This window comes from Micromonospora sp. NRRL B-16802, assembly GCF_001279555.1.
Classification (GTDB): Bacteria; Actinomycetota; Actinomycetes; order Mycobacteriales; family Micromonosporaceae; genus Micromonospora; species Micromonospora profundi.
Window position 1 is genome coordinate 363,095 of sequence record NZ_LGEB01000086.1, and the last position, 13,350, is coordinate 376,444.

At 73.0% G+C, this 13,350-nt stretch carries 11 protein-coding genes and 2 pseudogenes; 3 read left to right on the plus strand and 10 right to left on the minus strand.

The window, feature by feature from the left end:
• The first annotated feature begins 75 nt into the window (after positions 1 to 75).
• Positions 76 to 453 (plus strand): DUF742 domain-containing protein, encoded by a 378-nt coding sequence (locus ADK66_RS24870; protein ID WP_053659305.1) that lies wholly within the window; start codon positions 76 to 78, stop codon positions 451 to 453.
• A gap of 1 nt (position 454) precedes the next feature.
• Positions 455 to 1,048 carry an ATP/GTP-binding protein gene (locus ADK66_RS24875; protein WP_007455465.1) on the plus strand — a complete coding sequence of 198 codons (594 nt, stop codon included), beginning with the start codon at positions 455 to 457 and terminating at the stop codon, positions 1,046 to 1,048.
• A gap of 170 nt (positions 1,049 to 1,218) precedes the next feature.
• Here the strand turns inward: ADK66_RS24875 and ADK66_RS32775 are convergent.
• The 3 genes and pseudogenes from ADK66_RS32775 to ADK66_RS24885 all read right to left on the minus strand — a co-directional run.
• Positions 1,219 to 1,686: pseudogene (locus ADK66_RS32775) on the minus strand (transposase); the annotation flags it as partial.
• 281 nt (positions 1,687 to 1,967) lie between these two features.
• Positions 1,968 to 3,606: pseudogene (locus ADK66_RS24880) on the minus strand (transposase); the annotation flags it as partial.
• Positions 3,607 to 3,645: 39 nt separating this feature from the next.
• Positions 3,646 to 4,662: a hypothetical protein gene (locus ADK66_RS24885; RefSeq protein WP_053659310.1), complete on the minus strand. Its 1,017-nt coding sequence runs from the start codon at positions 4,660 to 4,662 to the stop codon at positions 3,646 to 3,648.
• Positions 4,663 to 4,783: 121 nt separating this feature from the next.
• Between ADK66_RS24885 and ADK66_RS24890 the strand changes: the two genes are divergently transcribed.
• Complete coding sequence (locus ADK66_RS24890) at positions 4,784 to 5,125, plus strand: PadR family transcriptional regulator (protein ID WP_053659312.1); 342 nt, start codon at positions 4,784 to 4,786, stop codon at positions 5,123 to 5,125.
• A gap of 17 nt (positions 5,126 to 5,142) precedes the next feature.
• Here the strand turns inward: ADK66_RS24890 and ADK66_RS24895 are convergent, their stop codons facing one another.
• The 7 genes from ADK66_RS24895 to ADK66_RS24925 all read right to left on the minus strand — a co-directional run bounded on the left by ADK66_RS24895 (position 5,143) and on the right by ADK66_RS24925 (position 13,218).
• Positions 5,143 to 5,820 (minus strand): permease prefix domain 1-containing protein, encoded by a 678-nt coding sequence (locus ADK66_RS24895; RefSeq protein WP_053659314.1) that lies wholly within the window; start codon positions 5,818 to 5,820, stop codon positions 5,143 to 5,145.
• Between the two features lie 67 nt (positions 5,821 to 5,887).
• Complete coding sequence (gene cydC, locus ADK66_RS24900; RefSeq protein ID WP_053659316.1) at positions 5,888 to 7,714, minus strand: thiol reductant ABC exporter subunit CydC; 1,827 nt, start codon at positions 7,712 to 7,714, stop codon at positions 5,888 to 5,890.
• Positions 7,711 to 9,387, minus strand: coding sequence for a thiol reductant ABC exporter subunit CydD (gene cydD, locus ADK66_RS24905; RefSeq protein WP_053659495.1), 1,677 nt, complete (start codon positions 9,385 to 9,387; stop codon positions 7,711 to 7,713). Before cydD ends, cydC begins: the two co-directional genes overlap by 4 nt.
• A complete protein-coding gene (locus ADK66_RS24910; protein ID WP_053659318.1) occupies positions 9,384 to 10,391 on the minus strand; it encodes a cytochrome d ubiquinol oxidase subunit II in 1,008 nt (335 codons plus the stop codon). The genes cydD and ADK66_RS24910 overlap by 4 nt, the downstream gene beginning before the upstream one ends.
• Positions 10,392 to 10,401: 10 nt before the next feature.
• Positions 10,402 to 11,652: a cytochrome ubiquinol oxidase subunit I gene (locus ADK66_RS24915; RefSeq protein ID WP_053659320.1), complete on the minus strand. Its 1,251-nt coding sequence runs from the start codon at positions 11,650 to 11,652 to the stop codon at positions 10,402 to 10,404.
• A 185-nt stretch (positions 11,653 to 11,837) separates the two neighbouring features.
• Positions 11,838 to 12,743 carry a M56 family metallopeptidase gene (locus tag ADK66_RS24920; protein WP_053659322.1) on the minus strand — a complete coding sequence of 302 codons (906 nt, stop codon included), beginning with the start codon at positions 12,741 to 12,743 and terminating at the stop codon, positions 11,838 to 11,840.
• Between the two features lie 7 nt (positions 12,744 to 12,750).
• The gene (locus ADK66_RS24925) at positions 12,751 to 13,218 is read right to left on the minus strand and encodes a BlaI/MecI/CopY family transcriptional regulator (protein ID WP_053659324.1); all 468 of its coding nucleotides are present in this window, start codon (positions 13,216 to 13,218) and stop codon (positions 12,751 to 12,753) included.
• Positions 13,219 to 13,350: the final 132 nt, after the last annotated feature.

Sequence of the window (13,350 nt, forward strand, 5' to 3'; positions counted from 1 at the left end):
CGCAACTGCAACGACAACAACGACGAGTTCCACCGGTGGGAGCCGGTATCGGGTGCGAAGGAGGTGAGCGGCGACATGGCCGATCGTGACGAACCGACCGGAGCGTTGGTCCGTCCATACGCCGTGACCCGTGGTCGTACCCGCCCCCGGCTTGATATCGCGCTGGAGGCGCTCGTCGAAACGACGGTGCGTGGTCGGACCGCTGCCCATGGCAACGGCGGTCAGGGCCGCGAACACCAGTACATCGCCGCGCTGTGTGACGGACGCGTGCAGTCGCTCGCTGAGATCGCGGCGCGGATGCAGCTCCCGCTTGGTGTGGCCCGGGTGCTCATCGCCGACATGGCGACGGACGGCCTGGTCGCGGTCCACGAGCCGACCATCCTGGACGACTCCGACGACGCGGTGGGCACTGAACTGCTGGAGAGGGTGCTGAGTGGACTTCGCAGGCTCTGACATGTCGCACCGCCCGCCGAACCCGAGCGGGCGCGTGACGTCGGCGAAGATCGTTATTGCCGGTGGGTTCGGCGTCGGTAAGACGACGCTGGTCGGCTCGGTCTCGGAGATCACGCCGCTGACCACTGAGGCCATCATGACCTCCGCTGGCGTGGGCGTCGACGACACCCGGCAGGTGCCGGGCAAGACGACGACCACGGTGGCAATGGACTTCGGCCGGATCTCGATCGACCGTGACCTGATCCTGTACCTGTTCGGTACGCCGGGTCAGACCCGATTCTGGTTCATGTGGGATGAACTGGTCCGGGGCGCGATCGGCGCGGTCGTGCTGGTGGATACCCGCCGGCTGGCCGACTGCTTCGCGGCGATCGACTTCTTCGAGCACCGGCGGCTGCCGTACCTGGTGGCCATCAACTGCTTCGACGGGATGCAGTACCACGACCCGCAGGATGTCCGGGACGCCTTGGCGATCTCGAGCGACGTGCCGGTGGTGGCCTGCGACGCCCGTAACCGGGAGTCGACGAAGCACGTGCTGATCTCGCTTGTCGAGTACGTGCTCACCATGCGCCGTACGCGCGCCGTCGCTCCGGCCTGACCGGGACGATCCCGCGCCCGGTGGTGGCCCTGGCTGCCACCGGGCGCTGAGTGCTGCCCGGGCCCGCCCCTCGTGGGTCTACGCAACGTAAAAGAGATCCTGGAAGGAAGTCGCCCCCTGCGGGGCCACCTCTTTCCAGGATCTCTTTGCGTGTGGTGGGGTGAACTTGGTCAGGACTGGTAGCCCGCGGAGCGGTACTCGTACTCGTGGTCGTCGTCGCGGTCACCGTGATCGCGGCTGAAGTCCCAGCCGCCGGCGGCCTCGCGACCCGGTCGGCCACCCACCGCGAACCCGCCGATCTCCTGCCCGCGACGCCAGCCGCGGAAGTAGCCTGTGGTGTTTTCTGCGAGGCTGGCGGCGTCGCGCACTATCCGCAGTGGACGCTCCTCGCGCAGCGGGGAACCAGGGACGAGGTTGGCCTGCGGCACCCGCTTCGGCAGCCCGGCGTTGGTCTCGGCGCCAACCGACGGCCGGGCGGCCTGCTCGGCGGCCTGCCAGCCCGTGTCTGCGGTGGTCGACCAGTCCAGATCGGACTCCTCGGCGTGCCCGACGAACCAGGCGGACTTGGCCTGCGCGAAGATCAGCAGGTCGCCGTCACCCTCGTCAGCGACCGGCGGTGGCCGATGCTCGACAGGGGGCGCCGGGCGGTGCTCGGGGGCACGGTCGGCACGCGGTGAGGGGCGGTCGTTGCGGGCGGCCTGCTCCCGGTCGACGAGCCGCAGCGGCGGCGTCTCCAGGCGCGGGTCGGTCGACGGGTTGAGCCCTTCCCGCAGCGCCCGGTCAGCCAGCGGCGGCGGCTCGACAAGCCGCAGCATGGGCGGCTCCTGCGGCAGGTCGTCAGCCAGCCACGGCGGGGTGACCCGACCGTCGGCCCGACCCGGATCGGTCGGGGATTCGATGCCCCGCCCGCCACCGTACGAGTAGGCGGCCGGGTTGTTCGGCGAGCTGTCGGCCGGGTCCTCCGGGTTGTTGACCAGAGGCCAGTTCGCCCGGGAGCCCGGAGGCGCCTGCTGCTCCTGGCCCGGCCGGGGGGCGGGCACCGGGATGCTGAGGTCGGTGGCGCTGAACCCGCCGGTGTGCGGCTCCTCGATGGGCCGCTGGTGGCTCGGTCGCTCGCCGTTGGTCTTGGGACGCGGCGGGATGACAGTGCGCTGCCGTTCGGCCCGCGCGTTGTTGATCGCGGCGGTGGTGAGGGTCGGCCGGAACGGCTCGCCCGCCTCGGCCGGCGGCACGGTGCCGCGCTGCGCTGGAGCGATCGGGGTGATCCCGGGCGGCGGAGGCGGTGGCGCGGAGACCGGGCGGTTGGTCGGGCCGTCGATCCGGCTCGGGGTCGGCTCGGCCCGCCCGGGAGGTGCCGAAACCGGCGGGCCGGCCATCGCAGCCGGGGCGATGGGCGCGGGTGCGACAGGAGGCGGCGTGACCGGAGCAGGGGCGACCGGCGGCGGCCCGAGTGGGCGCGGCGACGCGAGCGGGGCGCTGCCCGGGGCCGGCTCGGGACGGCTGCGCCGGCCGACGACAGGCGCCGGCTGGGGTGTCGGGGTCGGTCGGACGGCACGCAGGCCGGTGCCCGTGTTGGTCAGGCCGGGCAACTCGTTAGCAGAGTCGTCATGGCGGGCGGCGGCCCGGCGGCCCGGCGTCGGGGCGGGCGTCCGCACCCGTGAGCTGAGGGCGCTCACCAGCGCCTCGCAGCCGGCATCACAGGCCCGTACGGAGGCGACGGCCTGCCGGACCGTCTCGGCCACGGCGGAGGTGAGTGCCCGGTTGACGGTGGCGCGTCGCGGCGTCTCCGAGATGGCGACCCGCAGCGCGGTGACCGCCTCGTTGATCTCTTCGGCGTCGGCCACCCCGTCCGATGCGAGGTGCGCGGCGATGGCGTCCGCGGCGACGGACACCTCGCGGCCGCGGGCGACGGTGCCGCCGAGCATGCCCGGCTCGGGCAGCGCGTCCAGCACCGCCAGTGAGACCGGCTCGGCCGGGTCCGGGTAAGCCCGCAGCGCGGCCGGGTAGAGCTCCCGCAGCACCTCACGCAGCGCCACGGCGGCGGAGTGCCGGCCGCTGGCCAGAGCGGCGTGCGCGGCGAGCACCTGCTTGTAGCCGGCGAGGTCCCGGGGTGCCGGCAGTGTGACGGCGGAGAGTGCGCCAGCCTGCAACGCGCGGGCCAGGCCGACGGCACGACGCTCGGCCGGCGGTGACTGCATCTCCTCAAGCGAGTCGTCGTCGGCGAAGCGCTCGGCGAAGTCGTCCACCAGGTCGTCGTCCGCGATCGCCAGGGGACGACCCGCCGCGCTCAACAGCGAAGTGACAGTGTTGTCATCGCTGTCGGCGGCGATAGCCGCACCGCTCGGCCCGCCCGACCGCTCCACGAGCAGCGCGACGAGCTGGGCGTAGCCAGCCGCGTCGTCACCGATCTCGCTGACATGCAGCAGACGGCCTGCGTCATCGACCACCGCGGACGTCAGCGTCGACCTGGCCGGGGCCGGTCGGTCAGCCGAATCCGCCGAGGCCAGACCGCAGTACACGCGCACGAGCGCCAAGGCGTCGTCCTCCTCCCGGGACAGGTCTTCCTACTGCCAGCAACTGATGCTCCCCGGTACGGGTCAGTCGCGCCAGTCCACGACCGCAGAGATCTTGCCGACAATCGTGCGCCAACCCAGACTTGCGGTTTGTGCCCCGATTTTTTTCAACCGTCGCCGGCCCATGAAACCGCCGATGCCGCCGTTGACGGTCGCCCGCAGGGCCTCGTCAAGGTTGTCGAGGCTGGAGCCGGCGGAGAGCATGTCCAGGACCGCTGGCAGCTGCAACGCGTACGACAGGTCGCGGGCGACCTCGCCGGCCTCGATGAGCAGTGTCGAATCCCAGGCGTCGTGCCCGCCGCGCAGGTTTTCCACAACGAGGTCGAGTTCGTAGGTGTCCTCGTCGAGCGGCACGATGTCGGCCGGCTCGACCCGTTCGGACAATTCATTCCAGCTGTCCAGTTGGGACAGATCATTCGGTGCGCCGGAACGGATGAAACTGACCAACGACTCGGGGGTCTTGAACAGCAGCAGCTTGCCCCGGTGGCTGAGGAAGACCGGCACCTCCTCGTCGTCCGCCTCGTCGGTGTCGTCCTCGTCCTCGTCCGCGTCGTCTTCGTCGGCGGTCGCGTCGGCGTCCGTGGTGCCGCTCCGGCGACGGCGTGACGGCTCGGTCTCGTCGTCGTCGGCGAACTCCTCGGCGAGGTCCTCGTCGAGGATGACGACGGTCTCGTCGTCTTCCTCCTCCTCGATGACCTGACGGCGGGCGAGGAACGGGTCGTCCTGGTCGCGTTCGGTCACGTCGGTCGGTGTCAGCGACCCCGCCGGCCGGTACGCCCGCAGCGTGAAGCCGGTGCCGGCGGGCAGGGCGATCTCCACCGGGTCGATCCGCAGCTCTTCCCACAGCGCCCGGTTGGCCGCGGCGCGGGGGGTGTCGTCGGCCTCGTCGGCCTCGTCGGGCTCGGCCGTGCCGGTGGTGTCGTCGAGCTCGGGCTCGTCGGCGTCGGGCCGTTGGGGCGACTGGCGGGCCACGCTGACCTCCGTGTGCTTCGGGTTGCTGACCCGCCGGCGTCTCGGACCGACGAGTGACTCTGGGCACATACCCTAGTCGGCGGCTCGGGAAGCTTGGAGCCCGCACCCCGTCGGCCGCTCCACGAACGGCTCGGGCCTGCGAGTGTGCGGCGGTGGCGCACAGGGCGCGCGACAAGTAGCGTTGCTACGCATGAAGGCCCAGTCGCTGCACGGCCATCTCGACGCGCTTCTCCTCGCCGTTCTCGAACAGGGCGCTCTGCACGGCTACGCGATCATCGAGTCGCTGCGCGCCCGCAGTGACGGCAGCCTCGACCTGCCCACCGGCACCATCTATCCGGCGCTGCGCCGCCTGGAGCGCGCCGGGCACGTGGCGAGCACCTGGAGCACCGTCAACGGGCGGGAGCGGCGCACGTACCAGCTCACCGACTCCGGCCGCCGGGCACTGGCAGGTGAGCGGGCCGGGTGGCAGGAGTTCCGCGTGACGGTCGGGCGGTTCCTCGACCCCGGCGCCGCCCCCACCACTCCGGCCTGAACCGCACCGGGCCGCGGTCAGCGGGCGACGGTGGCCCGCAGCCAGCCGCGTGCCGCGCGGCTCAGCGAGAAGTACGCCCCGCCGGCCAGCACCAGACCGATGATCATCGGCGGCCAGGTAAGCGCCGCGTCCCACATACCGAGCGACCAGCCGAAGAGCGCCCCACCGGTAAGCATGCCGAGCACCAGCACGCCCGTCAGACCGGTGCCCACCGCACGTTGCGCGACCGCCACGCCCGGCCGGGTCGACCGGGCACTCGCCGCCACCACCAGCAGGCCCGCCACCGCGAGCAGCAGCGCGCTCATCCAGATCCAGTCGACGGACTCGGCCAGCAGCCGGTAGGCGAACGGCGGAGGCCCGCCGGCACTCCAACTCGACCCGTGCCAGGTCAGGTCGCCGGCCACCACCGCCACGCCGGCCACGGCCAGCATCCGCAGGGAGAGCCCGCGCAGGGCGGCCACCGCCAGCTCGGCCTGCCAGGAGGGCAACAGCTGCGCCGGCGAGCCGAACTCGGCCACCGCCCGGCGCTGCGCCTCCGTGGGCGGCACCCCGTTCTCGCGGTACGCGTCGACGACGTCCAGCAGATCGTGCCGCGCCTCGGTCAGCAGGTCGGACTTCAGCCGCGCCGGCCCGTGCAGGCGGGAGGCCAACTCTTGCAGGTGTTCCTCCACCAGGACGTCCTCGGCGCGTGGCATGGCACCACCCTGCCACGGGCGCCGACCCCCGACGTCAGGGAGAACCCTGGTCCGTCCCCGAACCGGGTCAGGGGGCGAGCGCCAGGTACCCGCGCTCGGCCGCCGCCTGGAGCAGCCACTGGTCCCGGTACCAGCCGGGCACGGCGACCAGCTCGGCGTGCCGGCCGCGTTGGATCACCCGGCCACCGTCCAGGACGACGATCTCGTCCAACTCGGCCAGCCCGCTGAGCCGGTGACTGATCAGCAGCACCGAATGCCCGACGGGAGTGGCGGCGAGTGCGGAGGCGAGCACCGCGTCCGCGGCGACCGGGTCCAGCCCTTCGGTGGGCTCGTCGAGCACCAGCACCGGCGGCGCGGCCAGCAGGGCCCGGGCCAGCGCGAGCCGCTGCCGCTGGCCGCCGGAGAGTTGACCACCCTCCTCGCCGACAAGGGTGTCCCAGCCGGCAGGCTGGGCGCGTACCCAGTCGAGCAGGCCAGCGGCGGCGGTCGCGGCGGCCAACTCGTCGTCGCTCGCGGCGGCCCGGCCGAGCAGCAGGTTCTCCCGCACCGTGGCGTGGAAGACGTACGCCTCGGCGAGCAGCCCACCGACAGTGCGGGGCAGCTCCTCCTCGGCGTACGTGGACAGGTCGCGCCCGGCCAGTGTGACCCGGCCGGCGGTGGGACGGACCGCGCCGGTCAGCACGGCGGCCAGGGTGCTCTTGCCGGCGCCGCTCGGACCGACGACAGCGATCCGCCGACCGGCCGGCAGGTCCAGGTTCAGCCGGTCCAGTGCGGGTGCGGCACCGGCCCGGTACCGCACGGTCAGGTCGGTGAAGCGCAGCTCGTGTGGAACGGCAGGAGCGGCACCACCTTCCGCGTCAGCCGTCAGGGCGTCGACGGGTCGGGAGGTCGGCGTTTCGGCGTCGAGCAGGGTGGCCACCCGGGCCAGGCCGGGCCGCAGTTGGGTCCACTGTCGGGCGGCCGCGACCAGTGCCAGAGCCACCTCGACGGCGGCCAGCGAGCCGACGGCCAGCACGCCGACCAGCACCCCGCGCACGTCGGCGGCCAGCGCGACGAGCACCACGGCGGCGGCTGTCGAGCCGGCGACAAGCACCCCGACCGCGTCGACCGCGAACCCGGTGGCGGCCAGCCGGCGTTCCAGCCGGGCGAGCCGGCCGGCACGGTCCTCTGCGGCGCGCAGCGCGGCGTCGGTCGCACCGAACGCGGCCAGGTCGGCGGCGCCGTGGGTGAGGTCGACGGCGTCGGTGGCGAGCGCGCCCCGCAGCGGGGCGACCTCTGCCGCGCTGCGCCGGGTGACAGCTGTGGCCAGCGCCGGCAGCGCCACCCCGGCGACGAGCAGGCCGACGGCGAGCACGGCGGCGGCCGGGGGCGAGATGAGCGCCGCCCCACCCACCGCCAGTACGCCCACCAGGGCCGCCGCCGAGGCAGGCACCAGCACCCGCAGCAGCAGGTCCTGGACCGCCTCGACGTCGGAGACCAGTCGACTGAGGATGTCCCCGGAGCGCTGCCCGGTGGTGCGGCGGGCGGCGAGGGTGGCGAACACCCGGGCCCGCACGTCGGTGATCATGCGGAGCACCGCGTCGTGCCCGGCGAGCCGCTCGGTGTAGCGGAACACGCCCCGACTGATGGCCAGCGCACGTACGGCGACGATCGCCACCGTGAGCCGGTCCAGCGGAGGCTGACCGGCGGCGCTCATCAACAGCCAGGTGGCCGTGGCCATCAGGGCGAGCCCGGCGAACTCGGTGGCGGCGGCGAGCAGTCCCGCACCGACCAGCCGGCCCAGGTACGGGCGGGCGAACCTCAGCACCGCCCGCTCGGCGGCCACCCGCCCGGCGGGGAGCGCGTCGCCGCCGTCGGTCGTGCCGCTCGCCGGTGGCGCCGGTGCCGTGCTCATCGGGCCACCTTCGGCGTCGGTGCGGGCGTCAGTTCGGTGACCCGGCCGTCCTCGATGCGCAGGATCCGGTCGGCGTCGGCAAGCAGCGCCGGCCGGTGCGCGACAAGCAGCGAGGTACGTCCGGCGACCAACCGGCGGGTGGCGTCCAGCACCACCGCCTCGGCGGCCGTGTCCAGCCGTGCGGTGGGTTCGTCGAGCAGCACCACAGGGGCGTCCCGCAGGAATGCCCGGGCGAGTGCGACACGTTGCCGCTGGCCGCTGGACAGGCCGTGCCCGCGCTCGCCGAGCAGCGTGTCCAGCCCGTCCGGCAGGCCGGCCACCACGTCGTCGAGCGCGGCGTCGCGTACCGCCGCCGCGAGCGCCTCCGGTGGGGTGTCCGGAGCGCCGAGCCGGATGTTGTCGGCAAGCGATGCGGCGAAGAGGTGCGCCCGCTGCGGCACCCAGGCGACCTGTCGACGCCAGGCGTCCGGGTCTGCGGTGGCGAGGTCGACGCCGTCCACGGTGATCCGGCCACTGGTCGCTGTCACGAAGCCGAGCAGCAGGCCGAGCAGGGTGCTCTTGCCGGCGCCGCTGGGTCCGATGACGGCGATCCGCTCGCCGGGCCGGATGGTCAGTGTCACGTCGCGCAGCGCTGTGGTCCGCTCGTACGCCACTGTCACGGCCTCGAACCGGATCTCGCCGCGACCGTGCGGGGTGGCGGCGCCCTCGCTGGCGCGGGGGGCCGCCGGGGCGGCCGAGACGGTGAGCGCCTCGTCCAGCGCGGTGAGCCCCTCCATGCTGGCGTGGAAGCGGCTGCCGGCGGCCCGCAGTGGCAGGTACGCCTCTGGGGTGAGCAGCAGGATCAGCAGCGCGGTCTGGAGGGCCAGCCCGCCGCCGAGCAGCCGGATGCCCACCGGCACGGCCACCAGGGCCACCGACAGGGTGGCGACCAACTCCAGCACCAGTGCGGAGAGGAACGCGATCCGCAGCGTCTTCATCGTGGCCACCCGGTGCCCGTCGGCCATCCGGCGGACCACCTCGGTCTGCGCCCGCGCCCGGCCGAACGCCCGCAACGTGGGCAGCCCGGCGACCATGTCCAGGAAGTGCCCGCCCAGCAGGGAGAGCCGCCGCCACTGGCGCTCGGTGGCAGCCTGCGCCTGCCAGCCGAGCAGCGCGCCGAAGATCGGGATGAGCGGCAACGTGCACGCGATGATCACCGCCGAGCCCCAGTCGGCGAAGACGACCCGAGCCAGCACCGCCACTGGCACCGTCACGCTGAGCACCAGCTGCGGCAGATACCCGGTGAAGTACGCGTCCAGCGCGTCCAGTCCTCGGCCGGACAGGGTGGCGAGCTGACCGGCCCGCTGGCCGGCGACCCAGGCCGGGCCGTGCCGGCCCACCGCCTGGAACAGGTCTGCCCGCAGCGTGGCCTTGACGGTGGCCGCGACCCGCGCGGAGACCGTGCCCTGTGCCCAGACCAGCGCCGACCGGGCGGCGACCGCGACCACGAAACCCGCAAGCGCCCGGCTGTTCAGCTGCCCCTCGAAGGCGGTTGCCAGCGCCGACGCCAGCGCGGTGGCCTGCGCGACAATCAGCCCGGCGGCGAGCACGCCCAGGAGCGCGAGCACGGCAAGGTCGCGCCGGGCCGCGGGGACCCGGCGCAGCAGACGCGGGTCGAAGGGACGGCGGTTCACCAGTACACCGGTGCCCTGCCGTCGGTCCGTCCCCGGAAAACCCACCAGCACATCGCCTGGAAGCCTAGTAGGGCCGGCAGCAGCGGTAACGCCACCCAGCCGAGCAGCCTCAACGTGGGTGTGCTCGCGGCGGCGTCGGCCACCGTCAGCGAGGCGGCCGGGTCGGTGGTCGACACCAGCACGTAGGGCCAGAGCGCCGCACCGACAAGGGCCACGGGCAGCGCCAGGGCGGCGCCGGTGGCGATCAGAGCCCACCCCGGCCGCCGCCGCGCCAGCGCCGCACGGGCCACCAGCAACGCACCCACGAGCAACACCGGCAGGAGTACGCCAAGCGCCGGTCGCTGGACGGTGTCGCGTACCCGAGCGGAGAGCAGGCCCACGACGGTGGCCAGGGCGACAGCGGACAGCGCCACCGGGACAAGCCGGCGGGCCGTGCGGCCGACCACTGCGGCGTCGGCTGCCGGCAGCCGCAGCGTGAGGAACGTCGCCCCGTGCACCGCGACGAGGGCGAGCATGGCCAGGCCGGCGGTGGCCGCGAAGGGGGTGGCCAGGTGGGACACGCCTGCCACGTGGCCGTCAGCCTGGCGGGGTACGCCCTGGAGCAGCGCGGCCAGCAGCACACCCCAGCCCAGCGCGGCGAGCATGCTGCCGACGATCACGACCCGGTCCCAGCGGGCGCGGACGCGCTCGTCGGCTGACCGGCTGCGCAGTTGCACCCCGGCGGTGACCAGGACGACACCGACGAGCGCGCCGGCGCCGGCCGGATAGCAGCCGGAGAGCAACTCGCCCTCCAGCAGCGGGAACGCGCCGAACAGGATGCCGACGGTGGCGACCAGCCAGACCTCGTTGCCGAGGAAGAACGGGCCGAGGGCAGTGAGTGCGCCGCGCCGACCGGCCGGCCCGATGCCGCGAGCCAGCAGCAGCCCCACGCCGTAGTCGTAGCCAGCGAGCACCAGGTAGGTGGCGAAGAAGAGGCCGAGCAGGGCGTACCAGGCGAGGTCCACGGTGATCTCCTCAGAAGAGGGCGGGTTCGGGGCGGGCCGGCTCGCTTGACGGTGCCGGTGGACGGCCGAGAGCCGGGTCGGCGGCGCCGCGTGCCGCGTGCCGGGCCAGCAGCACCCAGTTGGTGACGGCGAGGGTGCCCAGCAGGAGGCTGAAGCCGATGAGCGAGGTGAGCATCACGGGCGCGCCGACAGGGGAGACCGCCTGCTCGGTGGGCAGCAGTCCGTACGCCACCCAGGGTTGGCGGCCGACCTCCCGGGCGATCCAGCCGAGGATGACCGCGACGAACGGAAGCGGCAGGGCGAGCAGGGTCAGCCACAGCGGGAAGCGCAGCCGGATGATCCAGTCCCGGAAGAGCAGGGGGAGCAGGAGCCAGACGCAGCCGAGGGCCAGGCCGATCAGGATCATGAAGCCCAGCCCGACGTTGGCGAGCACCGGTGGTGCGTAGTCGCCCGGGCCGAAGCGGGCGGTCCACTCGGCGACGAGTGCCTGCGCCTCCGGGCCCTGCCCGAACTTCGTGGGCTGCACCGAGCCGACGGCCCCGAACTGGGCGAACCCGAAGCCCTGCACCAGCGTGATGGCAAGTGCCGCGGTGACCAGGCCGATCCGCAGCGAAGTGCGGAAGAGCAGGAAATCGGGGGTACGCCGGATCAGGTGCCAGGCGCTGACCGCTGCCATGAGCATGCCGCCGACCAGCAGCGCGGCCGACACCACGTGCCCGAACGCCATGCCGAGGCTGGGGTTTGTGAGCAGCGCGCCGAAGTCGGTGAGGTGGGCGATCCCGTCGCGGACCTCGTAACCGACAGGGTTCTGGAGCCAGGAGTTGGCCACCATGATCCAGAACGCTGAGGCGTACGCGGTGAGCGCCACGCCCCACAGCAGCGCGAGGTGGACGCCCTTGCGGAGCCGGTGCCAACCGAAGATCCACATTCCGAGGAACGTGGATTCCAGGAAGAACGCCACGAGCGTCTCGATGGCCAGCGGCGCGCCGAAGACGTTGCCGACGTAGCGGGACAGGCCGCTCCAGTTCAGCCCGAACTGGAACTCCATCACGATGCCGGTGGCGATGCCGAGCACGTAGTTGATGACGTAGAGCTGGCCCCAGTAGCGGGTGAGTCGCTCCCACTTCGGGTTGCCGGTGAGCACCCAGGCCGTCTGCATCCCGACCAGCAGGGTGACAAGCCCGAGCGTGACGACCACGAACAGGAAGTGGATCGAGGTGGTGGTGGCGAACTGCAGGCGGGCGAGGAGCAGCGTGTCCATGGCCGGCTCTCCGTAAGGTGTTGGCTCCCTTGTCGTAGGAACTCTACACGTAGCGTCGCTACCTATCAGTGCCGGCTACTACAAGAAGTCGTACAGCGGCGGTTCGGGGCAAGATCGTGCTCGATCCTGGATGAAGTGGCCTCGCGCGCCTGGAACGCGGCGGGGCGAGCGCGGCGCGCGGCGGGTCAGCTCAGGAAGAGGCTGATCGGCAGGGCTACCAGGGTGGCGGCGACGGCCAGGGCGGTGCCGCCCAGGATCCGGGGCGGGCTGTCGCTGATCAGGAGGCGCTGAACGCGTACGTCAAGGTCCCGATCGCCCATGCCGAGCGCGCCGGCCGGGGTGATGCGGTGGCCGGCGGCGGCGAACCTGCGCAGCGCGCCCGCCAGTGGCGCTTCGGCGTGCAGTTCGCGTGCCTTGTCGTCGGCGCGCATTTCGACAAGCAGGGCGACCCTCTCGTGCGCGTCGCGTACCCAGCCGAACCAGGGCAACGCCCGGCAGAGCGCGGTGAACGGCAGCAGCACCAGGTCGTGCCGCTCGTTGGCGTGCGCGCGCTCGTGGCTGAGCACGGCGGCCAGCTCGGCCCGGTCCAGCAGGCTGAGCGTGCCTGCGCTGACCACCACCTGCGGCCGGACGCCCGGGAGGCAGTACGCCGCGGCACTGGGGTGGTCCAGTACGAGTGCGCCGGGTGCGGCGGGGTCGTTGCGGGCCACGAGGGTGAGCAGGTCCCGGTGCCTGCGCTGAGCGAGGACGGCGCCGTGGATGCTGCGCGCGGTAGTGGCGACGAGCATCGCCCCGATGCCGATGCCCACACCAACTCCGGCCAGGTGGAACGCGGTCTCGCCGGCCGGCAGGGTGCCATGGACGAGGTCGCTGGCCAGGGCGAGCAGTGCGCTCCCGGTCGGCAGGTCGTACGCGGACAAGCCGAGCGCCATCGGCAGGCCGATCGCGGAGAGGCCCAACGCCAACCCGACGGCCTGCCAGCAGATGATCGCCACCCGAGGGCTGCGCCACGTCCAGGTGGAACGGGCCAGCACCTGAGCGGTCAGATAGCAGGCCAGCATGGTGGCGGCGAAATGCGCGGCGTACGCCATGGCGCGTCTACCGCTCCGCTGCCTCGCCGGCCGGTCGCCGGCCAGTCGGCCCGTCCACCCGGTCCGTCAACTCCGTGGCCGTCCCGCCCTGGTCGCCGCCGGTGGAGCCCGAGCCGGCCTCGGTCTCCAGGGCTGCCCGAAGCACCTCGGCTTCGGTGCCGGTCACCGAGCGGGCGAAGCGCACCAGCGCCGCGTCCCGGCTGCCGCCCAGGTCGAGGGCGTCGAGCATGAGCTGGGCGATGTGCGCCTCACGGCTGGCCGCGGGTCGGTAGCGCCAGGCCCGGCCCTCCCGCTCCCGCTGCACCATGCCCTTGCCGGCCAGTCGATCCAGCACGGTCATCACCGTGGTGTAGGCCAGTTCACGGCCGTCGAGAGCGTCGGCCACCTCGCGCACGGTCACACCGTCCGACGTACCGGGGACCACGTCCCACAGCACGTCCATCACCGCACGCTCAAGATCACCCAGCCGAGTCACGCGCCAATCCTACCCTCGGTAGTAGACCCCGCCCACCCCGCACACCGGGGAACGCAGAACAGCGCCCGAAGACCACCACTCCAAGGAGCCAGCGCGCCACTGAAGCGCCAAGATCGACCACCGAAACGGACC